This is a genomic window from Paenibacillus sp. FSL F4-0236 (assembly GCF_038000135.1).
GTDB lineage: Bacteria > Bacillota > Bacilli > Paenibacillales > Paenibacillaceae > Paenibacillus_AQ.
Genome location: NZ_JBBOBK010000001.1, coordinates 2019743 through 2042867, shown reverse-complemented (window position 1 = coordinate 2042867; position 23125 = coordinate 2019743). Strand labels below are relative to the sequence as shown.

The following is a 23125-nucleotide window of genomic DNA, read 5'->3' as shown; positions in this document are numbered from 1 at the left end:
CATCACTTAGATCCCCGCATGAACTTCGGATTTGATCCGTTCAAGCTCATGAGTAGCCACCTGTGGTTCTTCCTGAAAGCCCGAATAGCTTGGAATAAGCTGCTTTAATAATTTCTTAATCTGATAACTGCTTGGCACAAATTCGTACCGTTTGCACAAATTCTCCAGCACACCAAGGACCAAATTCAATTCGGATCTGGAAACACTTTGAGGCCGACTGATCATGATGCGATAGTTATTGGTGACCATCAATCCTTCCTCTTCTGTCAGGAGTTCCTCAAATAATTTCTCTCCAGGACGAATGCCCGTGACCACGATAGGGATATCTTTATCGGGTTCTAAGCCCGACAGACGTATTAAATCTCTTGCTAGATCGTATATCCGAACCGGCTTACCCATATCAAGCACGAACACCTCGCCACCTTGTGCCAGTACGCTCGCCTGGATAACCAATTGCACTGCTTCCGGGATCGTCATGAAATACCGCACCATATCCATATGGGTAACCGTAACCGGGCCACCACTCTCGATCTGTCTTTTGAATAACGGAATAACACTCCCCCGACTACCGAGAACATTACCGAAACGGACAGCAGCAAAAACCGTCTTGCTAGATGAATTCTGATCATTAATAATCATTTCTGCCGCTCGCTTTGTAGCTCCCATGACACTTGTTGGATTAACCGCTTTGTCCGAAGAGATCAGAATGAACCGCTTAGCACCATATTTGGCACTCGCTTCCGCTACATTCCTTGTTCCGATAACGTTGTTCTTTACCGCCTCCACCGGATTCATCTCCATAAGGGGCACATGTTTATGCGCAGCGGCGTGATACACAATCGTAGGTCGGAAATTCTGAAAAACACTATCGATCCGCGACACATCCTGAATATCAGCTATGATCGGTTGAATCTTCTGATCGGGATATAATTGGCGTAGCTCTTGTTCAATCAGGTAAATGCTGTTCTCACCATGACCAAGCAGCAACATTTCCTTCGGACGATACGCAGCTAGCTGACGGCACAGTTCTGAGCCAATGGAGCCTCCTGCACCCGTGATGAGAATACACTCACTCCCTAAATTCTCACGAATCTCTTCAGTATTAATCTCAACAGGAGTTCTACCCAGCAAATCATTTACGGACACTTCACGAATTCGATTGACTGCCATTTTCCCGTCCAAAATTTCTGTCATACTAGGCATTACCTTAATCTGTGCTTTTGTTGATTTGCAGATCTCAATAATCTCCATTAAGTCGTTATGTGGCGCTGTCGGGAGGGCAATAATAATGAACGCAATGTCCAGCTGTTTCACGGCCTCGGGAATGAAATTTCGGTTACCCACAATCGGCAGCCCCATTACTTCCAGCTTTTGTTTGGATGCATCATCATCAATGAAAGCGACCGGATGCATAAATTTGAACCTTGAATGCTTGATATCTTTCGTAACGAGGATTCCTGCTTTACCAGCCCCAACGATTAGAAGATTACCTTCGAAGGCATCCTTCACACCCGTTGTCTCAAATCCATCATTTAGAAGACGTTTAACCATTCGTAATCCAACTATGCCCAGAAACACATAACCCGCTGCAAAATAGATAGAAATCGGTAGTCGATAGGAAGGAATTACTGCATGGGTGGATAGGTTGACAGCAATCACTCCAACGAGGGTTAATACACTCACTTTTAGAAGCTGCAGTAACTCTCTCATTCCGGTGTATCGCCAGATATTGTTATACACTTTGAATCCAAATGAGAAGGCCGCATACACCGCAATGTGAATCAATATTGCCCACGGAAGCATCCACACGTACATCTCAGGGATTTGAAAATCAAACCGAAGTAAAAACACAAGCCACACTGAAGCCGCAATAATCCCTGCATCCAACATGACCAAACGGACGATCCGCATTTTCATCACTTCTTTCTCCCTAATTAACTAAAAATTCATTTACTCGCCTTTTAAGTGAGAGTGAATATTCAATCCCCCGATAGGCTGGCATGCATTTCAGACGGAACCCGCTTTCTTTCCTCCTTGTTTAGCGCTTCTATATAGATCGAGTCCATTTCACGGAGCACCGCAGGCAACCCGTAACGAATGATCCTCTCCTTGTTTGCTTCTCCCATTGCCGTAGTTAATGCTGGATCATCACGTAATTGAGTAAAAGCCTTAGCGGTAGCGGTAATATCACCAACAGGAACCAACATGCCTGTTGACTCATGTTCGATCAAATCATGAATCCCCCGAATATGCGTACCTATAACGGGTTTTCCTACTGCCATCGCCTCCATAATCGCCCGAGGTAGCCCCTCGCGATAAGACACAAGTGCAGCAACATCACATGCTCTGAGTAGATCCGGAATATCTCTACGGTACCCAAGCATATGCACCCGATCGCTGACACCCAGCCGATTAGCAAGTTCCAATAGAGTCTGCTCGAACGGTCCTGTACCCGCAAAAGCCAGATGGATGTTGCCTGCTTGAGACCCCAACTGACCCAGCGCTTCGATCAACTGCTTCTGGTTCTTGTTGGCGTTTAATTCAGCAACGCATAGGATGACGAAGGGAGGTTCATCATGCTCACGCTTCGGCAGATCAAACAGTTGGCGTCGCCTATCTGCCTTCTCCGACGCAGTTTCAGGCTGATCCTGTTCACTGCCGTAAACCTGGAGATCAAGTCCTACACCACTCACATAAGTCACCTTTTTCCGTATAGAAAATTTCTGGGCGCGTTCATAATCTTCTCTATTTATGGTGATTAGCACATCTGTCCAGCGGGCCATTAACCTCTCGAGCGGATAATATAGCATCCAGTTCAGAAAAGGAGCTCCCTTGAAAAAATGAAAACCATGCGCTGTATACAATGTGCAAGGTACACCTGCTTTATGGGCCGCAATCCGTCCGAGAATCGAAGCGACTGGCGTATGTACATGGATGAACTGGAACCCCTCCTCCTTGAAGCTTTCCGTTAATATCCCTAGCGCTGCCCAGTTCTGCATCTGTAAAGGGCTACGCTGAATGGGCACATCATGACACACGATCCCCTTCTCTTCTAACCGTAATCTCGCTTCCCCGGGCTGCGCGTAAGCATGCACTTCACAACCTTTTTGCTGCAATAACGCCATGTAAGGTAGATGAAAACTCTCAAAATGCCCAAAAATGGAGGCTACAAAAGCAACTCTTACCGGCCCACAGTCTTCAGCAGGTATGCTCCCTAACCTCTTGTTATTGCGCTTGTTGCGCTTGTTGCGCTTGTTCTGTTTGTTGTCGTAGGTTACGACCCGTTGACTTTTCAGTGCCCTTGGTTCGATATCGCTTCACTCCTTTCCATCCCGTATTCGTTAATCGGATGCAAGCTGCATTCATAGCCATCATGAACCACCAATACCGCTGAAATAAGGCTTCAATACCCATCGAAAGTCCAATCATCGCTGCGTGAGACAGCAATAATGCCATAATGATCGGTCTGTTCACCCTATCTGCCGCGCGATAAGAACGTATCCCAACGATGAAGAACCAGATCATGAATCCGCCGTACACAATCAAGCCCAACAAGCCAAATTCTGTCATAAACCAGATCGGAGTATTATGGATAATAATCCGCAGTTCATAGTTATAGCTACCGAGTCCAATCCCTAATAATGGACTTTGAGCGATCCACTCCACAGCCTTCCCAATGATGTCTAGACGCGACTGAATCTGCGAGGGTCTGCTGGCCATATTCCCAAGCACATCCAGATAAGCTGTACCTTTATACAACAGCAATGCTCCAAACGCGACGCTAAACCCCATGCCGATCTTGAGAAGTCGAGAAGGATTAGTCAGCAGTAATGTAAGTAGGACAAGGAACAAACCTATCCATGACGAACGCGAAAAAGTCATTATTATGCCCCCGGCTAAGGAGATCGTCGCTAGCGTGCTCACCCATCCCCTAAGCAGCTTGACCCCGTCCCCACTCGTCATGATATGAATAGCAAAAGCCGTAACTAGTAATCCGCCGTATGCATTCGGATCAATTAGCATCCCGGAGAGGCGACCGTCTTGCACCATAAACGGAACCTTCACTCCACTAAAAAAATCGAACAAAGCGACGCCATTGAAGATCAGCACACTGATCAAAAAAGCTCGTAGCATTTTATATAACCGATCCCAGCTGTCTACAGCCTGAACAAGCATGATGTAAGTCAGCAGTAGGAGTATAAACCCAAAATCTTTTTGCAATAGAGCGTATTGCGTAATGAATCCATTGCGCCATATGGATACAAATGAAGCGAGGACGAAAATAAACAACATCCCCCAATGCCATGAACTGAACTGCCTCGGGTCCAATTTGAGGTGTAAACCTGCTGCAAACAAACCAAGCATTAAGAAAAGGTCAGAGGGTGCGATTCGAAATGCGCCACCGAAATCAATTTGAGCCGGAAGGCAGATGATGTAACCCATAACCGCAAACAGAAATAAATTACGCATGGTGTAGGGTTTCCCTACAACGAGTACAGATGTCATACAAGCCCCTACTTTCCTATGAGAAATTGTCTCTATGCGGCCAATTCCCGTTGTACCTGTTTCCTTGCCTGACGGATTACCAAGAAAAGTACAATCACACTACCTATCATCTGAACGAATAAGGCCAAGCTAGCCCCCACCGCAGCACCTATCACCCCGAAAATAGGCACGAATATTAGACAAGAAAGCCCATTAGTGATCACGGAACACAGAAACAAGGGAATCTGCGCTTTGTACTTCCCGGTAGCCGTTATGGCATACCACAGGTAAGACGTTACAAATACCAATAGGGTAGAAACGAGCAACCAATGAAATAAACCTATCTCAGCAGCCACATCTGGACTGAATAGAAGAGTTAGTAGCTGATGACCAAAGATCCACCCGATCAAACAAGCGATCGCACTAATTCCTATACCCATTGCAATCATTCGACTGAGTAAAGAGATGAACTCCTTATGTCGTCCGCTAGCGTGCCAACGGGCAAGACGTGGTGTTATCGCTTCACCGAGTGCAGTCACAACAACATTGCAGGCAACGATCATGTATGAGAGCGTAGCGTATATGCCTAAGTCATGTTCTCCTTTAAAATATGAAATCGCGTATAGTGGGATATTTGTATTTAGTGACATCAACGCCAGCACCACGCCAAGGGGTGAGCTTACGAGCAGCAAGCCCCATAATCGTCTTTTGTTAAAAAGTGGTCTGAGCGACGTATGCACTCTCGCTTTGCGAGCATCATATCCAATGGTTATTGCTAACCATCCGATAATCATGACTAATAACGCTAGAATGAGACTCTGAGTAGGGATAAATACGAGGGCGAAGACAAGTATGGAGAACAATCCTTTAGCAGCTCTCGAGAAAGAGATTTGATCTAGCCTTTCCTGCTTCTGAACGATACCCAATAAAATATCGCTGACCGACTCAACAATTCTATACAATCCTATGAAAAATATGACTAAAGCTGTATTCCAATCAGCACCACTAAGGATGCAACAACCTGCTGTAACCGTGAATGCAACTGCGGTTGTCACGAGACGAAGGCCAAAAAAATCTCCAAAAAGATATTTTCCAGATGTATCAACGATCAAGACCGAACGCAGATGCAGATGCGACAGCATGAAGATGGGAGCAGTCACCGCAAGCCCTAACGAATATTGCCCAACGATTTCGGATGAGCCAAATTTATTAAGCAAAATTACAATCACGAATTGAGCGCCTGCGTATGTGATATTTCCGAATAAATAACGAAGAGAAGCAAGTGTCATAATGCGTTAGACCAACCCTGAAGTTGAGGCCCAATCGGCAAAATCTTCACCGCGAATCTTGTAACGTTTGCTACTTTTTCGATAATTCAAAACCGCCCCCAAAATATGTGCTCCTTGCTGCTCAAGAATCTGTTTTGCAGAGTTGGTATGCTTCAAGAGCACTTTCCCGGATTTTACGACTAACAGTACCCCCTCGGTCATCTTTGCCAAGATAAGGGCATCCGAAAAAGGCATTAACACCGAAGAAGAGTCGATGACAATCGTATCAAATCTCTCACTAAGCTCTGCAAATAACCTTTTCATTCCTGTTGATCCTAGTAAGTCAGCTGGATTGGGGGAGATCGGACCCGATGTCATTACAGAAAGTCCTTCTGATCCCTCAATAGGGAAAATACAATCATCCACACGGGTTTGATCCACTAGGATACTACTTAATCCGATCCAATTGGGTAGATCAAATGCCTTATGCACCGTTGGTGTACGCAAATCCCCATCGATCAGCAGCACAGTTCTTCCCGTTTCTGCCATCGCTATGGCCAAGTTCATCGCCACTGTTGATTTACCTTCATTCGGAAGTGAGCTTGTAACTAATAAAGATCGAATTTCTCCACCAACTCGGGTATAACGAATATTAGATCGTATCGTTCGGAATTGGTCACCATTAGATGATTTCGGTTGTTCCAGGCAATACAATCTTGGCGTTTTCTTCTTCATGTCTGCTGGCTCCTTCTACTGAATTGGATTTCGTCTTCTCCCGCCGTTTCCGCGGCTTCAATTTTCCCACCGTTCCCAGAAGAGGAAGCTGCAAATCCAACTGAATATTCTTGGCGCTTTTCACAGGTTTCTCCGCCAATTCCCGTAGAATGGAAAATGCGATCCCAGCAATCAATGCAAGTCCGAAAGCAACGACCATATTGAATACTGGCTTGGGTGAGATCGCCTCGAAAGGAACCTTGGCTCGGTCAAGAAGCACAACATTCTCTACCCCCATAATTGCTTGGATGTTCTCATTAAAGGCCTCACCAAAGCCATTCGCGATATTCGTTGCCCGCTGAGCATTAGAATCCGATACAATTACCGTCGTCACGAGTGACTCGCTACTTGTTCTTGTTTTCACTTTTTCTAATAGTTTTTCAGGGGTCATGTTTAATTGCAGTCTTCTAACGACCTCTTCAGCGATTCTACTGCTTCGGATAATTTCTCCGTAAGTGGTTACTAGTTTTTGCCCAGCCATAATGTCATTGATTGCTTTCTGTTGCCTATCCCCTTGAATAAGAATAGAAGCCGTCGCCTCGTATTTCGGTTTTAAGACATAGTAGCTAACGAAGCTAGCAATTCCGACCGCAACAATACATAATACAATGATGAACAGCAGCCTACGTTTCACTAGTTTCAAAATGCTGCCTAGTTCGAATTCCATCGTTCATTTCTCCTAACCGTTAATGTATTTTCCTCTTCTTCAACAAGTGTTTTATTGTATAGTTATATTCTCGTTAGCCCAATATATGTCCAAAAAAAGTTGGGAATTTATAAGTCTTCTTTTAAAAAAATCCACCCGACTCTCTATTAAATCCCAACAGAAATAGGCCGTTTACTAGTAAGATTCTACTGGTAGACAGCCTTATATATTCACTTTTTACTACTACCTAATAATACGTCGTGCTAGTTGGCGCGCTTATGTAGGGCGTTTATGTAGCACTTTGTTGATAACCTTTCTATAATCCAATTATATGGTTTATCTTCGTATTGAATCTTAATGAAATCTTAACGGATAAATGAGATTTATTATGCATTCAAATCCGCCATTGCTGGAATATGAATTTCTTTGACACAGGAAGCACTAGAGAGGTTAACGATACATTTCACAATGGAGACAATGTCCTGAACAGGAATTCTTGTGCCGCTATATTCTGCAATCGCTTTTTCCGCGCCATCCTCATAAGGAATTTCTGCTGCCAGCTCACCCGGATTCACACAAGTTACTGCAATGCCATCCTTACGTACATGCTCACGCAATGCATGTGTAATACCACGCAGACCGAACTTGGAAGCTACAAATGATACCTGGGCGTTATTGGTATGATCCAGTCCTGCTGTGGAGCCAATTAGAATAATTTTTCCTGCTTCCGATTGACGAAGATTAGGTAATACAGCCTGTATGCAGGTAATTGTTGAAGTTATATTCACATTTATAATGTTGGCAATGTCACTCGTCTCATCCTTGTCAAAAGTATAGTGATCCTCAAAACCTTCTTTCTCCCAAATACCCACGTTATAAACTAGAACATCAATCTTCTCCGTTTGAATTCCCTTTGATAAGACTTGTGCGGCATCTGGCTGCGATAGATCTACTGCAATCCATACCCGCTGTATTCCATCATTAAGATCCAGACTGCCCGGTCTGCTTCTGGAGACGATCCACACTCGATCACCATACTCAGGTAAACCTTTCACAAATGCATCTCCCAAACCTTTACTTGCCCCCAAAATTAGATAGTTTCTCATACTGTCGTCCTTTCTATATGCATCATTCTATTTTTATATCATAGTACCATCGAAGGACATGAAGAAGTAGGGTTAGAATTCGGAGTTAGGCAATTAACTTTTGAAAAAAGCCGCTATCATGGAGTAATCCATAGATAATGGCTCTTTATTTTACATCATCGAAGCAAAATGTTGACTTATTAATTTCTAGTACGGAGCATACGTCCTACAAAATAAAGCATTTGTTTACGTGTGAAAAAACGTGACATTTGAGCTGAAATATAGTTTGTTAATCCTGGGACAGCAAATACTTTTCTAGCTTGAAGCGACCGAAGAGCGACTTGAACCACATTTTCTGGAGTATCTCGCTTCCCTACAGAAGCTTCATCAGCTCCCACAACATTAAAAAATTCTGTTTCCGTAGACCCCGGACATAACGCAAGAAATTGTACGCCCCGTTTTCTATTTTCCTCCCATAGCGCTTGTGTAAATGATAATACAAAAGCTTTTGTCGCTCCATATACAGCCATATTGGGAAGAGGTTGAAATGCTGCTGTTGAAGCAACGTTTATAATCACACCACTTTTTCTTTTTAACATACCTGGCAAAAATAAATGGGTCAGATCTACAACCGCCAAAACATTTAGCATCACCTCTTCATGTTGTCTTGGACCAGACAGTTGTTCAAAAAGCCCATACGTAGCAAAACCTGCATTATTAATAAGAATATCAACGTTCAGACCACGTTCCATACATTGTTGATAGAGCCTGCTAGGAGAACCTTCTTGCGATAAATCAGCAACGATAACCTCCGCTTGAATATGAAATTCTCTTTGTAATTTTTCCGCTAAAGCAATCAATTTATCTTCGGATCGGGCGACTAATATCAAATGACTTCCTTTGGCTGCAAGTTCTCGAGCAAACGCTTCACCTATTCCTGAAGAAGCACCTGTAATCAACGTCCATTTATTTTGAATTGTAATCATTGCTATTATCTCTCCCTTTAATGACCATCTAGAAACAGTGTTTCAATATGAATCATTGTATCTGAGTGAGGTTACGTTGTCAAATAAAGTTCTACATTTAAATATTGGCTATTTCTCCTCTACATCAGTAAAATAAGGTTTAGAAATAACGGCTATTTGAAAAAGCTAAAGTAAAGTTCTAAGGAAGTGAAACTACATGCAAAAATCGTCCAAAATATCTTCTATAGATGCTCAATCCGTTACAACCTACCCAAAAGCAAAACTACAGCATGCAGAAATATTAAGACTGAATATTATCGAAGCCGCTGCGGCCATTATGCATGAATCCGGACCTGAAGGTGTAACCATTCGCAAGGTTGCTGAAAAAATGGAATGTCCCACAAAAATCATTTATAACTTGTTTGGAAACAAGGAAGGTTTAGCGAAGGAGCTTTTTCTGCAAGGGTGTAAATTGTTGGCCGCTGCCTTTCAAGCGGTTCCAAAACAAGACAATCTAAATTTATATCTTCGCGATCTTGGACAAGCTTATTGGGATTTCTCACGGAATCATACCAGCTATTATATGGTTATGTTTGGAGGGGCTTTTAGCGAGTTCAAACCGGAGGAAGAAAGTTTACATGCTATCTTCACGGCACTTCAACAAGTAATAGCCCTTATTACAGAAGCCATCGAACAAGGGTTTATTGAGGAGAAAGATCCCCTCCTTGTTGTGAATCTGGTGTGGGCATCGTTGCATGGCCTCATTCATCTGCATTTGGGGGGACATATTCAAAATGAGGAAGCTGCTAAAACATTGTATGATAGATCAGTATCCAATTTAATACATACGTTCTTTAGAAGCGATAATTAAAAAAGAAGCTTTTTTGCGGCTAATACAAAAAAACGGCATTTCTGCCGTTTTTTCTTTTCATATTATGTCCGGCGCATATAAGCACGAACTGTAATTGGTGCAAAAATCGCAACGATGACAGCTGCTCCGATCAGAGAGATTACGAAATCCCAGCCTACGGTACCATTGTTAGTAAGCTCCCGCACCGCGGTCACCAAATGTGAGATCGGATTGACTTTAACAAACCATTGAAGCCAGCTAGGCATTGTATCTACCGGTACGAATGCGTTAGACAGAAACGTAAGCGGGAACAGCACAATCATCGAGATCCCTTGTACACTTGAGGCTGTTCTTGCAATGACACCAAAGAAAGCAAAGATCCAGCTAATCGACCAAGCACAGACAATAACAAGAAGTGCCGCTATAGCAACATGCCCCAGCCCTCCCTCGGGCCGTAATCCCATAATATAACCCATGGTGAAAGTGAGCACAGTCGCTATCGTATACCGAATCGTATCTGCTAATAGAGCACCTGCTAACGGAGCTATCCTTGCAATTGGCAGTGATTTAAATCGGTCAAACACACCTTTATCCATATCCTCACGTAATTGAACTCCAGTAACGATCGAAGTAGTAATTACGGTCTGAACGAGAATACCAGGAATGATAACAGGCAAATAGCTAGCAATGTCACCAGAGATGGCTCCACCAAAAATATAGGTAAACATCAGAGTAAAAATAATAGGCTGAAGCGTAACATCGAATAATTGCTCAGGTGTTCGCCGTATTTTTAGTATACCTCTATACGCCATTGTGAATGAATTTCGTATACTCTGTCTGAGACTCGTATGGTTTTTCAATTGTCTTGTAGTTCCTGAGTTTATTGCAGAAGTTCTTGTACTCATACTCTTACTGCCTCCTTCTTGTTTGACTGCCCAGACGCATTTGAAGCGTTATCTGTTACACCCTGACCCGTGATTGTTAAGAATACTTCATCAAGTGTTGGTTTCTGCACACTCACCTCTGCAAGTGGAATGCCTGCTTCGCGAAGAGCAATAAGTAGATCAGTCACTAAATCCGCGTTCGCCATCGGTGCAGAAATCTGCCCTTCCTCTAACGAAGACACATTGGATTGGACATGCAGAACATGTTCTACAAGCTGACGAGCTTGTTTAAAATTCTTTAGCTCTCGGACCTTCAATAGTAAAGATGTGGTACCCACGGATGATTTCAGCTCATCCACAGTGCCCTCGGCGACGACTTGCCCACGGTCAATAACTGCCACCCGGTCTGCTAGTTGATCTGCTTCTTCAAGGTACTGCGTCGTTAAAAGAACTGTTGATCCTGTATTCACCAATCGGCGAATCGTATCCCACATCTGTGAGCGTGTACGCGGGTCAAGCCCTGTAGTTGGCTCATCCAAGAAAATCAACGGTGGCTGAGCAATTAGGCTTGCTGCCAGATCCAGACGACGACGCATACCACCAGAGAAATTTCTTAGTGGACGCTTAGCCGCCTCTGTCAAACCAAACTCTTCAAGCAGTTCAGCAGCTTTTTGTCGTGCCTCCGCGCGGCCAAGTCCTAACAAACGCGAGAAGATGATCAAATTTTCCGTAGCACTAAGTGACTCATCTACCGAGGCGTATTGTCCTGTCACACCAATTAATTGCCGCACTATCTGCGATTCCTTCACTACATCATGTCCGAAGATTCGCGCTGAACCTGCATCAGGGCGAAGTAAGGTCGCCAGCATCCGTATGACGGTAGTTTTTCCGGCTCCATTTGGACCAAGAACTCCATAGATCGTACCTGCTTTTACGTTTAAATTCACCCCATCCACAGCGCGATTGTCACCAAATGTTTTGACGAGTCCACGCGCCTCGACGGCCCAATCTCCAGGGTTGTGCTCAATTATTTTTTTGCGTTCATTAACCATTACAATTCCTCCAACGTTTTAGTTTGTATTGTGATGCTAACTCCCTTTTATAAACTGAATTTAAACGAAGGTTTAAACTGAGTTTATAAATGAGATATGCTTTCCGTTGAAAGCTATCCTGTAAATGCAGAAATAACGGTGTAGCTCAATGCTACGCCGTTTATTCTTTCAAAAATGCTTCTGCCTTGTCCTTATGTTCATCTGGAATGCTAACGGACTCCATGGAGCTTTATCGGACTGAAAGTACACAATATTGCCCCTGATAATGATGATTAACGTCTCTCTAGTCCGCAACTCGCCCCAAATGCCTCAAAATGAGCAAATAGCAGTTCATATGTATATACGAATCCATTATATCTGTTTCATTTAAATATTTTTGCACAATGCATCAAAAAAACCGAGAAGCGCGATCTCACGCCTCTCGGTTTATCATTAATTGTTATGATCTGCTTCAACATATTCTTTAAGCGCAAACAGTTTATTAGCCCAGTATTGTTCAAAAAAGGTAAGCCAATCTTGAAGCTCCAGTAGAGGCTCTGGCTGAAGCTTGTACCTAGTCTCCCGACCGACTTTCTGACTGCTAACAAGCTGTGCATCGGACAATACTTGTAAATGCTTATTAACAGCGGTTCGGCTGATCGGGTAGCAGTCCGAGATGGATGCTATGGACATTTCCTTATTAGCAAGCAGCTTTAGCAGACTGCGGCGGGTAGGATCTGCTATCGCTTGAAATACATCATGTCCAGATTCAGCGACTGGCATCTTAAGCCTCGATATAAGCAGGAAGTTTTTCTTGGACGATTTTCTCCCAGCCGCCGTTCATAAAGCCACGAACGATTGGATGCGGTTGACCAAATTCAGTTACCTTTTCAGGGTCCCATCCAGAATGAATCACGGTGAACTCCGTTTTCCCATTAATCTCTTTCAATTCAAAAGCAAGATGCCAATCCTTCCCCCAATTAAAACCGACACGATTCGGTTCATCAATCTCTGTAACTTTACATGGGGAATCCCCGAATTGTCCAGCATGTAGAATGAACTCATGACCTACCACTGGCTCGAATGTACTTGGCATCCACCAGGCAGCTATTCCTTCAGCAGTGGAAACAGCTTTCCATACTTTTTCAATGGGCGCATTGAGTGTAATTGTTTGACGAATATCTTGTAGTGGTCCTTGAGTTTGCATAAATTTCCTCCAAAATTCATTTTAATGTAACACCTTCTGGTTTCATTTTTATTATAACACCATTTGGTGTTATGTCAATTTGCAGAAACCTTAAGGGAATAGCGGAGGAAAGCCTTAACTAGATCCAAGTATCATTGGCTGCTGTTAATTCGGACTCAGTACCGCCAGTGTTTACTACGCTTCTAGGCTCCACCAACATGATATGGCATTCCTTTTCGGCGGAAGGCTTCATCTCGACTCCCTTTGGGAGAATAAACATCTCACCCTTGGAGATTTTAACCTGACCATCACGGAAATCAATGATCATCTCCCCTTCGAGCGTGAAAAATACCTTATCGGTATCTTGATGAACATGCCATTCAAAATCCCCAGTGATCTTAATAAGTTTAAATTGATAGTCATTCATTTCACCAATGACTTTCGGAGACCAAAGGTCGTTAAATTTAGATAACTTATCGTTCAGATTAATAGCTTGATAATGGATAGTAATCACTCCTTATTTTCCTCAACTTATTAGAGCTTAAGCAAGGCTGATAATATATTTTGTAAAGCGTAATCAATAGCTAATGGTCCACCAGTAATAGCGGAATTATCCATTAAATAGACATTGCCTTTCTTTACGGCATTCATAGCATTCCACACATTACTTTGTTTTAAGTTATTCATTAATTCCTCCTTTTTTGTAATGTCACCTATAAGGAAAATATGGTCTGCTTGAACAGTTGATATTCCTTCAAACGAAGTAAATTCATTATTATTACCTGCATATGTATCATCCGGTGTAAGCCCCAGTCCCTTTTTTTTATCAAAAGCAAGTTTATAGACCGGATTCCCTTCACCTAGAACATTAAAAGTTTTTCCATCCCAAGACAATATAAGCGATACTGTCTCTCTTTCCATCGACTTTAATGTTTCACGCCCAGTTGTAATATCTTTCATCATTTTATCAATTACTTTTTCCGCTTCGTCTTCTTTGCCAATAATCATGGCTACTGTACGGAGTCCATATTGCCAATCTTCATAGATGTCCTTGTATTTTAATGTAATGACTGGTGCAATTTTATCTAGTGAATCATACACTGCTTCATGATGCTCTGTTGCTAAAATATAATCAGGATTAATCGATAGAATTTTCTCAATGCTTGGAGACACTTTATCTCCTAGTTCTTCAGCTGAATCCAGCTTTCCTTTTAAATAAGATAAAGAAGATAGATAATCTTTTTCTGTAGATGCAACAGGTGGCTCACCTAATGCAACTAATATTTCAGGATAAAAATACCATAGCGAGGCTATTTTTTCCGGTTTTTTCTCGATAACAATTTCTTTACCTAAGGCATCCTTAAATGTTCTTGGCCAATCAGCTGCATCTACATTAACTGCTGTTGAAGATACGCCTTCTTTAGTTGATTCTTTATTTTCAGCAGGTGTTTCAGTACAACCCGCTAGTATACCTGCTAATAATAGTGTTGCGACTAGCAGTCCTCTAATCTTTTTCATTCGAAATTCCTCCAACATAATGGTTTCATTGCTTAACCATTATTATAGTAGAGCACTTTTTAGATAAGAATGGATGCAGGTTGAATTCACCATGGATTATTGATGAACTTCTCTCGATATTCGGTAGGTGAAATGCCACATTGTTTTTTGAAAACTCTACTAAAATAAAAGGGGTCAGCCATTCCAACGGTTTGCGCAATTTGTTGTACAGGCGCATCACTTGTAAATAGCATTTCTTGCGCTATATTTATACGATATTTTAATAAATATTCTGCTGGTCCCATACCGGCATGTGTTCTAAATACGTAAGAAAGTCGATTTCGATTAACATTATTTTGTTCTGCAAGCGAAGCTATTGTAAAACTTTGATAATAGTTTTGATGAATATAATTAGATACCCGTTCGAATAAAGTATGTGAGTCACAGCTATCTTCCCTATTAATAACGCATAATAAGGCCTCATTCAGCACTTCGCGAAACAGCATTTCAGTCTGAAACATCGAAATGCCTCCACGCTGATTATACACATGCCAAAGACGCATAATTAATTCAATAAGACGAGGAGATTGACCTGTTAATAATTCAAAATGCTGATGAGAAAAGCTTGACTCTTTTAGTTCTGAGTTACATATCCGATATTGAACAAGAATATATTCCCAATTGGTTCTACCTAACATTTTTTGATCTAGTTTCATTTTTGCACCCCCATGCACAACTTTTCCAGGCGAAAAGATATAAGGCGTGCCATTAAATTTAAATTTAATCTTTCCTGTAAGTGGAAACACAAATCCAGGAAAAGAATCTGTATAGTCAGCGTACGGCACACCTGGATTTTCAGCATATCGATATACTCCTTCTACTTGAAAAGGAGTGTGTGCAAAATGCTCTGCTAACTGATTAACGTCTATCTTCACAATGCATACCTCATTTCAATAGTAGTCTCTTATATGGATAATCATCAACAAAACTCAATCATAGTGCACCAGCTCAGAGGCATTGGCGTCAGTAAGGTGAGCATAAGGATTCACGCCTGTTTACACATTAATAATAATGATTATCATTGTCAATCAATATAGATAATAAAAATGTCGCACCTGGCTAATACTCAAGCCATCAGGTATCCATAAAAAAACGCTTGGAATCCCAAGCGTGTCAGTTTGTAAGCCAATTTTAAAGTCAATCCAATGCTCTAAACCTCAAAAGGTTTGGATCGCAATTTGAATAACATACTTATCCGGATCCCCTACAGCTAAATAACTAAGCAATTCATACTCATAAGCGTTTCCGGTTATGTGTAAATCATTTTCAGCAATATAAGACTTTAGCTTCTCATAGGACGCAGGTAAGGTTTCATAAGATCCCTTGTGATTCATGATCAAATATTTACCCTTTGGCTTAATATAAAGTAATTCACCGTTATGCTTTTCATTGATTTTATTACAATAATAATCCGGGTCATAGTCGCCTTCTTCCAAACTGCTTTTACAAATAATCGAACCTATCGGAAAGTCATATTCAAGATGATGTTCATCGCAATAATCGAAGATTCGATATACTTTTCGTACATGATCCTTCTCACCCTTCTCCTTCGAGAGTCTAACCGCAATAAAATACTCTTCATCACATTCCTCGACCCAGGGTTCTCCACAATTAACATGGAGCGCACGATTCGTATTATCTATAGCCCCTTGTAAAAGCCTCTGCATTCGCTCTAACTTTTTTTGTTCATCAACCAACTGCAGCTGTTTTTGCTTAAGCATGGATAAAAAATGCAATGTGTTTTGATCTTGTATATATTCTTTGATCTCATTCAACGGCGTTCCTGTCCCTTTTAGTACGGCAATAATATCGAAGGTATAAAACTGCTTATAGGAATAATAACGATATCCGTTTTCCTTCACGATCTCCGGTTTTAATATACCAATGTCATCATAATGGAATAACGTATGCTTTGTTACCCCACATACCTTTGCGAACTCGCTCGTCGTAAAGTATTGATCATAATCAATAGACATTCAAATCACTCCTCTTGACTATCGGGTTACCCTATACCTCAAAGTACAATAACGGAACACCATTACCTTGTCAAGGTAACGTTATTAGCTACTATCATCTTAGGAGGATTACCCATGTTTTCATCAAATCTATCTAAATTTCAACGCTGGATCGTGCTGGCGATTGTGTCCAGCGCACTCTTTATGATCGTCATCGACATGACCGTACTTTATTCGGTTCTACCACGACTTACGCATGATCTTGCTGCTTCTGCATCGGAAAAACTATGGATCGTAAATATTTATCCACTTGTAATGGCAGGATTATTACTCGGTCTTGGCACACTAGGCGATCGTCTTGGGCATAAAAAACTCTTCGTTATGGGACTTACTATCTTTGGGTTGGCTTCATTAATCGCTGCCTACGCGCCGACACCTCTCGTTCTTATTGCTGCGCGTACCCTACTAGCTATTGGTGCAGCCATGATGATGCCCGCAACACTCTCCATTATTCGAACTACCTTTTCGGATGAGCGTGAGCGTTCACTAGCCGTAGGTATTTGGGCATCTGTCTCCTCTGTGGGAGCAGGAATGGGTCCACTCGTTGGTGGTTTTTTACTGGAGCATTTCTGGTGGGGATCGGTGTTCCTCATCAATATTCCTATAGTTATTCTTGCACTGATCTTGGCCATCTTACTAATCCCAAATCTTAATGGGAATAAGAATAAGAAATGGGATTTCATTGGTTCCGTTCAAATTATGATTGGTCTGGTTGCCCTTGTTTATGCAGTTAAGGAGATCAGCAGACGTGAAGGTTCAATTTCCATCGCTGTGTTATCTGCCGTGATTGGTGTCGTAGCTATGATCATATTTATGCGCCATCAATGTAAGAGCCAGAATCCATTAATAGATTTTGCACTATTTAGAGACTCCCACTTTACTACTGGAGTGGCTACAGCTCTATTGTCTTGTTTTGCACTTATTGGAATGGAATTGATCGTGACTCAACGGCTCCAGCTTGTTCTTGGATATACACCGTTGGAAGCAGGCTTGTACGTTGTATTCACTTCGATAGCGTCCTTCATCTCAGGGATACTCATCGGACTTGTGTTGCATCGAGTGGACAAAGTAAAAGTACAGTGGGTCTGTCTGTTAGTGTCAGGTATAGGAATGGGCACCCTTCTACTCTTCCATGACGGAAATATATTGTTACAATTCGCAGCCTTAATGATTCTGGGTGCAGGTCTTGGGGGAGCCATGACTGCCGCCTCAAATTCAATCATGCTAAATGTCCCCGTCGAAAAAGCTGGCATGGCCGCATCTATAGAGGAAGTATCGTTCGAACTCGGCAGCGCCCTAAGTATTACACTTCTGGGCAGTCTTTCGTCATTCATCTATACAGCATCATTAGTTCTCCCTGATGAACTAACAGTCCCGCCGATCGTTCGCGACAGCCTTGACGAGGCTCTTCTAGCCGCAGAAAATATGCCTACTGCTGCTGGATCCGCGCTCGTTGAAGCCGCACAATCAGCTTTTGATAAGTCTTTTATTGTTGTCCTTGCCACTGCCACAATCCTTCTGTTAGCTTCTGCGTTTATTATCCGTGCTGCGTCAAAACGTAAATCCTCAATCATAGAACACTAATATTAGAAAAGATGAAGCTATTGCTTCACCAAACAAGGGTGTCTCAACAGCTATGCGATAGCTGCTGGGACACCCTCGTTTATACCAAGCCTATATTATGTTCCTTTTCGTTTCCTTGATGAATACTTCCTCACCCACACTGCCAATTCTAACCTGTGCGTATACACAAGGATCACAAAACTTCCAAACCATACCCACAAGATAGGAGCAGACCATTTACTAATGTACAAAAAAACGGAAAGAAGCAGCATTCCGCTAACCACTTGCACACCATCCGATACAGGTGAATTCCCTCTGCTTTTGAACCAACTGCTGAGCATTTTCAGCACTGCTAAAATGACTGCTAGCGCTAAAGAAGCTTTGAATCCTGTCAATGCACTCCATACCCCAAAGGTTACTGCAATTGCCTTCCCACCTTTTCCTTTAAGAAAGGGAGAGAAGGCATGACCCGCAATGGGAGCTAAGGCTAACGGAATAATGAAATACCCCTGACTATAATGACTTCCCATTACCCATAGAAGAGGTAGATACCCTTTTAAAAAATCCAATATAATCCCCAAAATGCCGAATTTATAGCCTGACGACTTCCATAGATTCAAAGCCCCCGGATTACCGTCGCCAATGTTTTTCAGGTTCTTTTTACGCGCTAGACCAAGCCAATAGGAAAACATAAGAGATCCCGACAAAAATAAACCCGCGACCCACAATATGATCATTAGTCCCTATGGCCTCCCACCTGGATATGCCTTCCTTTCCAGCTTACATGCCTCAGAAAAACAACCTGATAAATCGAATACAGCATGATCAAGATAAAGAAAACAGTTGCTACCACGTGAAATACAGGAATAACGATGCCAAATACACCTACATATTTTATAAAATAAAAGAGCTGGAACATATAAAGGAGATAACCGATCAATAAAGGCATAAACCATGAAGTATTCGCAAAAATAAACACGGTTTCTGAGATGATGAGTCCGATCACCCAAAGCGCGATTGGAATAATTGTTCGCGGACTTATCGTTGAAGTGCTTAAGACAGCCCCTTTACTGAACCCTTCAATTTCACTTTTGATTCCCTTCGGATACATGCGAAACGATACTAAGCCATACCCGATATAATTGGTGATCGGAACACCTGCCGCAATAAATTTTTCTCCTAAAGACAAATCATCCAGCACTTCAGATCTAATGCTTTGATGGCCATTAACTTTTTCATAATCCTGCCTTAATGCTAGAATACACGAGCCGTACAGCCCTTTTTTCGCGTTATTCCTTTCAAAGATCGAGGTGAACGTGAAGATCCCCAGCATATTCATGATTAGGGCGAGCTTCTCAAACAGCTTTTCTGTATGATGAAAAGGAACTACCGAAATGACGCCTTTCGATAGCTCCCTTGCTTTTAATAATGAAGCCAAGGCGTTAGGCTTTAATCGGATATCCGCATCCAAAAAAGCAAAAATATCGCCCGAGGCCTGTAAATATCCATTCCATACTGCCCAGCTCTTACCCGTCCACCCCTCAGGGAGACTGCTGTTCACAATAACCTTAACCCCATAGCTTTCGGCAATTTCTTTGGTCCGATCCTCTGAGAAGTCATCCACCACAATAATTTCATAGGGTGTAAGGGTCTGAGACTGAAGTGAATCGAGCAGATAACGCAAATTATATTCTTCATTCCTTGCAGGAATGATAATGGACAATTTCTCCGGTCCTTGATTAGGCTCGTGATAAGTGCTCAAGGTATTTTTTCTGAACAAAATAAAACCGGAGAGACATCCAACGCCTATAACCATTAACAACCACATTACGGTTCCCCCCCTTCTACATCTATATATATGAGGGGTTAGTCCGTAATATATTCATTTCAAATTTAACCTACATTTACTTTAGCTGAGTATTTATTAAGCTTTTCTGTACATAAAAGCATGACGATAGCGAAAAAAACGATCATCGCAGGAAAAATACCCAACGTAAAATTCGAGGCCAGTAAACCGATAAATGGCGGTACCAGCGTGGTACCGGTATAAGCTGTTGCCATCTGAAAGCCCATAATTGACTGAGCATGCTTCTTCCCGAATCGTACAGGGGTTTCATGTAGCATACATGGGAAAATAGGGGCTAAACCCAGACCGATAATCATAAACCCTACCAGCGAAACTATCGTTGGAAGCGGTAATACTAAGAGCACTGTACCGATTAAAGCAATGAGCTGGCCATATCGTATTAGCTGCTTATTACTCATTCTAAACGTAATGAAGCCCGTCACCATTCTGCCGAAGGTAATCCCTAGATAAAATACCGATACCCATGTCGCTGCAGTGGATGCATGGATGTCTTTGATATTTACTAGAAAGCTGCTCCCCCATAACCCCATACTCGTTTCGATGGCAGAATAAAATAAGAAGGTTAACATCGCAAGCTTAACCCCTCTTAGTTTCCAAGGTTTTGTGTTCTCAGCAGCTTGCTCTAGCTCCGGATGATTGAGCTCATGTTCGCTATCAGCGTTCAGGTTGCTATTGTTTCCAGCCACTCTATCCCATAAAGGCAGCGTAACGAAGAGAATTACAACTAAGCTCAATTGAATATAAGCAACCGTAAGATAACCTTCTCGCCAAAGACCTTCACCAGAGATAAAAGAACCCATAATAATCGGACCCAGCGTCGCGCCCACTCCCCAGAAACAATGTAACCAGCTCATATGATGGGCTTTATAGTGCGTAGCAACATAACTGTTTAATCCGGCATCTACAGATCCCGCACCTAAACCGAGTGGAATCGCAGCAACAATTAGCCATACTAACGAAGGTGACCATGCAAAACCAAATAAAGCTACAGCCGTCATAATACAGCTTACAAGGGTCACTTTCCCCGTACCAAAACGTTTAAGGATTGTACCACTCATCAAACTGGAGACAATTGTGCCTACTGCAATAACCATCGAAAGGATACCAGCAGTACCTAATGAGGCATTTAGATCTAATCTCATTACCGGCCATGCGGATCCAAGCAATGAATCTGGTAGTCCTAAACTAATAAATGCTAAATAAATAATAATAAGAAAAAAAGTAGCCATCGTTATCTCCTTAAGGGTTCTAATCTATTTGTTGTGAAACTAATAAACCTAATCCAAGACTTTGTAATCCATTCAGATAATCACGCTTCAAGTCACTTACCGCTAATTCCGGAAGATGTTCCTTAGGAACGTATGTAGCAGTTCGATCGGCGATTTGATTAAGCATAGCTGGAGCTAATTCATCCTCACAAAAAATAATATAATGCGGATTCAAAATAGAGGTCATAGTAGCCACTAACCGACTAATCGCATCTACTTTATGATCCGGCTGCATGCTTGATCCACCCTGATCTCCAGTTAATGCTTCTATGAAATTTCTATTGTCATACTGGGGCATGTATTGAACTTCCCCTGAAAAAAACGTCTTTCCCCGAACAATTTCACCATTAACGGCTATCCCAGCTCCCGGTCCGTTTTTCCCTAAATACAGATACATCAAAGAAATATTCTCCTTCAAATTTTTTTGCGCCATATAACCGATTACAGCGGCATTCATATCATTTTCCACGATTGTCGGGATAAAGAGCTGATCTTCTATACATCTTTTCAAATCTAGATTCTGATATTTCGCATAACCTGGGATCAGAAAAATCTTCCCCTGTTTCACCGCGCCTGGAACACCAATCGCTACAGATTGAATCTTAGGATTAGCCTTTTTTTCACCTTCGATAAGCGAGACCAGTGTACTAACGTCTTCCTCAAGAATACTAGGTAAATTCCCTTCTTTTACAACATCGCCAATGCAATTATAGATCGTATAGTTTGTTTCATTTTTTTCTAAAAAAATAGCCATCCCTAATCGGTAATTCGGATTATAGGCGTATCTTATTGCCCTTCTTCCGCCACTAGACTCATCAAGGCCAATGATCGTTACTTCCCCAGTCTCTTCCATCTGCATTAGAAATTTACTGATCGTTGGAAAACTGTATTGTAATCTTTGACTTAACTCCGCCTTCGTAGCCCTTCCTAATTCTAATAATGCTGTTCGAATATTTCGAATAATTTCAGATTTGAGTTGCTGTGAAGGAAGTCTTTTATCACTTGACATGGCTCTCCCACCTATAGTCATACTGACTTATTAAATGCATTTAATAAGTCAGTATGACTATAGCAGGAATACTTCTTAACGACAACATAATTTTTGGATGCGGCCCCTTCTGAAACTCCAGCATGAATAAAGGGGCATGAAGCCCCCCTAATTATCAACAAATTCAAAGCCTTTGCAGGATTCGTTCCCATCTTCCAGGATGGCTTTCATCCAAGTACACAGGCTGAAATCCTAATTTCAAATAAATGCGGATGGCAGGCAGTCTGAAATCATCGGTTTCTAAACATGCCGCCGTTCCCCCTGAATCTCTTATTTTGTGCAAGACAGCTAGACTCACAGCATATCCGAGACCTTTACCTGAATAATCTGGAAGCACTCCAACCATATGCAAGTACCAGTTCTTATTGTCCTCACTACCCGACTCCCAGGCCGTAGCAGTAGCTACAGGTTGATCCCCGCGGCAAATGAACAACAAGCGATCCGAATACAAGGGTACATGATCACTGATTTTATGAGCAAATTTAACTTCCCTTGTAAAAGAATGGCGTATAAGCTCTTCCCAGTTCCGTTCATCATCCGGCTCGAAATGACGAATTAGATACCCGGTAGGACAGTGAAAAACAGGCAAGTCGGACAGCATTTCTTTTTTCATCACAAGTTTGGAAAGGGCCT

23 protein-coding genes are annotated in these 23125 nt (G+C 42.2%); 2 read left to right on the top strand and 21 right to left on the bottom strand.

Translation table 11 applies throughout. The features are described from left to right. Positions 1–6: 6 nt before the first annotated feature. From NSQ29_RS09350 to NSQ29_RS09315, 8 genes are all read right to left on the bottom strand, one after another. Positions 7–1917 (bottom strand): polysaccharide biosynthesis protein, encoded by a 1911-nt coding sequence (locus NSQ29_RS09350; protein ID WP_341124871.1) that lies wholly within the window; start codon positions 1915–1917, stop codon positions 7–9. A 62-nt stretch (positions 1918–1979) separates the two neighbouring features. Next, positions 1980–3161 (bottom strand): glycosyltransferase family 4 protein, encoded by a 1182-nt coding sequence (locus NSQ29_RS09345; RefSeq protein WP_445739188.1) that lies wholly within the window; start codon positions 3159–3161, stop codon positions 1980–1982. A 64-nt stretch (positions 3162–3225) separates the two neighbouring features. Continuing rightward, entirely contained in the window at positions 3226–4506 is a 1281-nt protein-coding gene (locus tag NSQ29_RS09340) for an O-antigen ligase family protein (protein ID WP_341124870.1), read from the bottom strand. A gap of 32 nt (positions 4507–4538) precedes the next feature. Next, positions 4539–5774, bottom strand: coding sequence for an oligosaccharide flippase family protein (locus NSQ29_RS09335; protein ID WP_339241840.1), 1236 nt, complete (start codon positions 5772–5774; stop codon positions 4539–4541). A 6-nt stretch (positions 5775–5780) separates the two neighbouring features. After that, positions 5781–6488 (bottom strand): CpsD/CapB family tyrosine-protein kinase, encoded by a 708-nt coding sequence (locus NSQ29_RS09330; RefSeq protein WP_042189094.1) that lies wholly within the window; start codon positions 6486–6488, stop codon positions 5781–5783. Next, the gene (locus tag NSQ29_RS09325) at positions 6436–7194 is read right to left on the bottom strand and encodes a YveK family protein (RefSeq protein ID WP_042189097.1); all 759 of its coding nucleotides are present in this window, start codon (positions 7192–7194) and stop codon (positions 6436–6438) included. Before NSQ29_RS09325 ends, NSQ29_RS09330 begins: the two co-directional genes overlap by 53 nt. Before the next feature lie 365 nt (positions 7195–7559). Further along, entirely contained in the window at positions 7560–8279 is a 720-nt protein-coding gene (locus NSQ29_RS09320; RefSeq protein WP_076286727.1) for an SDR family NAD(P)-dependent oxidoreductase, read from the bottom strand. Between the two features lie 179 nt (positions 8280–8458). Further along, entirely contained in the window at positions 8459–9244 is a 786-nt protein-coding gene (locus tag NSQ29_RS09315) for an SDR family NAD(P)-dependent oxidoreductase (protein ID WP_341124869.1), read from the bottom strand. Between the two features lie 196 nt (positions 9245–9440). Here NSQ29_RS09315 and NSQ29_RS09310 point away from each other — a divergent pair, with 196 nt between their 5' ends. Then, positions 9441–10094 carry a TetR/AcrR family transcriptional regulator gene (locus tag NSQ29_RS09310; protein WP_341124868.1) on the top strand — a complete coding sequence of 218 codons (654 nt, stop codon included), beginning with the start codon at positions 9441–9443 and terminating at the stop codon, positions 10092–10094. Between the two features lie 62 nt (positions 10095–10156). Here NSQ29_RS09310 and NSQ29_RS09305 read toward each other — a convergent pair whose 3' ends face one another. The 8 genes from NSQ29_RS09305 to NSQ29_RS09270 all read right to left on the bottom strand — a co-directional run bounded on the left by NSQ29_RS09305 (position 10157) and on the right by NSQ29_RS09270 (position 16707). Beyond that, complete coding sequence (locus NSQ29_RS09305; protein ID WP_076286724.1) at positions 10157–10978, bottom strand: ABC transporter permease; 822 nt, start codon at positions 10976–10978, stop codon at positions 10157–10159. After that, positions 10975–12009 (bottom strand): ATP-binding cassette domain-containing protein, encoded by a 1035-nt coding sequence (locus tag NSQ29_RS09300; protein WP_340970583.1) that lies wholly within the window; start codon positions 12007–12009, stop codon positions 10975–10977. Before NSQ29_RS09300 ends, NSQ29_RS09305 begins: the two co-directional genes overlap by 4 nt. A gap of 432 nt (positions 12010–12441) precedes the next feature. Continuing rightward, positions 12442–12771: an ArsR/SmtB family transcription factor gene (locus NSQ29_RS09295; protein ID WP_341124867.1), complete on the bottom strand. Its 330-nt coding sequence runs from the start codon at positions 12769–12771 to the stop codon at positions 12442–12444. A 1-nt stretch (position 12772) separates the two neighbouring features. Then, positions 12773–13195: an SRPBCC family protein gene (locus tag NSQ29_RS09290; RefSeq protein ID WP_042189115.1), complete on the bottom strand. Its 423-nt coding sequence runs from the start codon at positions 13193–13195 to the stop codon at positions 12773–12775. Between the two features lie 118 nt (positions 13196–13313). Beyond that, entirely contained in the window at positions 13314–13679 is a 366-nt protein-coding gene (locus NSQ29_RS09285) for a cupin domain-containing protein (protein WP_340974889.1), read from the bottom strand. Positions 13680–13708: 29 nt separating this feature from the next. Then, positions 13709–14692 (bottom strand): iron-siderophore ABC transporter substrate-binding protein, encoded by a 984-nt coding sequence (locus tag NSQ29_RS09280; protein WP_076300878.1) that lies wholly within the window; start codon positions 14690–14692, stop codon positions 13709–13711. A gap of 86 nt (positions 14693–14778) precedes the next feature. Continuing rightward, positions 14779–15606: a helix-turn-helix transcriptional regulator gene (locus tag NSQ29_RS09275; RefSeq protein ID WP_341124866.1), complete on the bottom strand. Its 828-nt coding sequence runs from the start codon at positions 15604–15606 to the stop codon at positions 14779–14781. Between the two features lie 282 nt (positions 15607–15888). After that, positions 15889–16707, bottom strand: coding sequence for a MerR family transcriptional regulator (locus NSQ29_RS09270; RefSeq protein WP_339265316.1), 819 nt, complete (start codon positions 16705–16707; stop codon positions 15889–15891). Between the two features lie 114 nt (positions 16708–16821). Here NSQ29_RS09270 and NSQ29_RS09265 point away from each other — a divergent pair, with 114 nt between their 5' ends. Continuing rightward, entirely contained in the window at positions 16822–18330 is a 1509-nt protein-coding gene (locus tag NSQ29_RS09265; RefSeq protein ID WP_341124865.1) for an MFS transporter, read from the top strand. 95 nt (positions 18331–18425) lie between these two features. Here NSQ29_RS09265 and NSQ29_RS09260 read toward each other — a convergent pair whose 3' ends face one another. The 5 genes from NSQ29_RS09260 to NSQ29_RS09240 form a co-directional block, all read right to left on the bottom strand. After that, on the bottom strand, positions 18426–19046 hold the full coding sequence (locus NSQ29_RS09260) for a glycerol-3-phosphate acyltransferase (RefSeq protein WP_341124864.1): 621 nt from the start codon (positions 19044–19046) through the stop codon (positions 18426–18428). Further along, positions 19046–20137 (bottom strand): glycosyltransferase, encoded by a 1092-nt coding sequence (locus tag NSQ29_RS09255; RefSeq protein ID WP_339241870.1) that lies wholly within the window; start codon positions 20135–20137, stop codon positions 19046–19048. Before NSQ29_RS09255 ends, NSQ29_RS09260 begins: the two co-directional genes overlap by 1 nt. Before the next feature lie 65 nt (positions 20138–20202). Then, entirely contained in the window at positions 20203–21405 is a 1203-nt protein-coding gene (locus NSQ29_RS09250) for an MFS transporter (RefSeq protein ID WP_339241871.1), read from the bottom strand. A gap of 19 nt (positions 21406–21424) precedes the next feature. Further along, entirely contained in the window at positions 21425–22453 is a 1029-nt protein-coding gene (locus NSQ29_RS09245; protein ID WP_341124863.1) for an ROK family transcriptional regulator, read from the bottom strand. Positions 22454–22616: 163 nt separating this feature from the next. Next, on the bottom strand, positions 22617–23105 hold the full coding sequence (locus NSQ29_RS09240) for a GNAT family N-acetyltransferase (protein WP_341124862.1): 489 nt from the start codon (positions 23103–23105) through the stop codon (positions 22617–22619). Between the last annotated feature and the right edge of the window lie 20 nt (positions 23106–23125).

Coding starts and splice junctions, on each gene's coding strand:
- NSQ29_RS09305 (WP_076286724.1), bottom strand. CDS start 10,978: ATGAGTACAAGAACTTCTGCAATAAACTCAGGAACTACAAGACAATTG.
- NSQ29_RS09245 (WP_341124863.1), bottom strand. CDS start 22,453: ATGTCAAGTGATAAAAGACTTCCTTCACAGCAACTCAAATCTGAAATT.
- NSQ29_RS09255 (WP_339241870.1), bottom strand. CDS start 20,137: ATGTGGTTGTTAATGGTTATAGGCGTTGGATGTCTCTCCGGTTTTATT.
- NSQ29_RS09240 (WP_341124862.1), bottom strand. CDS start 23,105: ATGAAAAAAGAAATGCTGTCCGACTTGCCTGTTTTTCACTGTCCTACC.
- NSQ29_RS09330 (WP_042189094.1), bottom strand. CDS start 6,488: ATGAAGAAGAAAACGCCAAGATTGTATTGCCTGGAACAACCGAAATCA.
- NSQ29_RS09335 (WP_339241840.1), bottom strand. CDS start 5,774: ATGACACTTGCTTCTCTTCGTTATTTATTCGGAAATATCACATACGCA.
- NSQ29_RS09280 (WP_076300878.1), bottom strand. CDS start 14,692: ATGAAAAAGATTAGAGGACTGCTAGTCGCAACACTATTATTAGCAGGT.
- NSQ29_RS09315 (WP_341124869.1), bottom strand. CDS start 9,244: ATGATTACAATTCAAAATAAATGGACGTTGATTACAGGTGCTTCTTCA.
- NSQ29_RS09300 (WP_340970583.1), bottom strand. CDS start 12,009: ATGGTTAATGAACGCAAAAAAATAATTGAGCACAACCCTGGAGATTGG.
- NSQ29_RS09260 (WP_341124864.1), bottom strand. CDS start 19,046: ATGATCATATTGTGGGTCGCGGGTTTATTTTTGTCGGGATCTCTTATG.
- NSQ29_RS09320 (WP_076286727.1), bottom strand. CDS start 8,279: ATGAGAAACTATCTAATTTTGGGGGCAAGTAAAGGTTTGGGAGATGCA.
- NSQ29_RS09265 (WP_341124865.1), top strand. CDS start 16,822: ATGTTTTCATCAAATCTATCTAAATTTCAACGCTGGATCGTGCTGGCG.
- NSQ29_RS09250 (WP_339241871.1), bottom strand. CDS start 21,405: ATGGCTACTTTTTTTCTTATTATTATTTATTTAGCATTTATTAGTTTA.
- NSQ29_RS09295 (WP_341124867.1), bottom strand. CDS start 12,771: ATGCCAGTCGCTGAATCTGGACATGATGTATTTCAAGCGATAGCAGAT.
- NSQ29_RS09325 (WP_042189097.1), bottom strand. CDS start 7,194: ATGGAATTCGAACTAGGCAGCATTTTGAAACTAGTGAAACGTAGGCTG.
- NSQ29_RS09350 (WP_341124871.1), bottom strand. CDS start 1,917: ATGAAAATGCGGATCGTCCGTTTGGTCATGTTGGATGCAGGGATTATT.
- NSQ29_RS09290 (WP_042189115.1), bottom strand. CDS start 13,195: ATGCAAACTCAAGGACCACTACAAGATATTCGTCAAACAATTACACTC.
- NSQ29_RS09310 (WP_341124868.1), top strand. CDS start 9,441: ATGCAAAAATCGTCCAAAATATCTTCTATAGATGCTCAATCCGTTACA.
- NSQ29_RS09340 (WP_341124870.1), bottom strand. CDS start 4,506: ATGACATCTGTACTCGTTGTAGGGAAACCCTACACCATGCGTAATTTA.
- NSQ29_RS09270 (WP_339265316.1), bottom strand. CDS start 16,707: ATGTCTATTGATTATGATCAATACTTTACGACGAGCGAGTTCGCAAAG.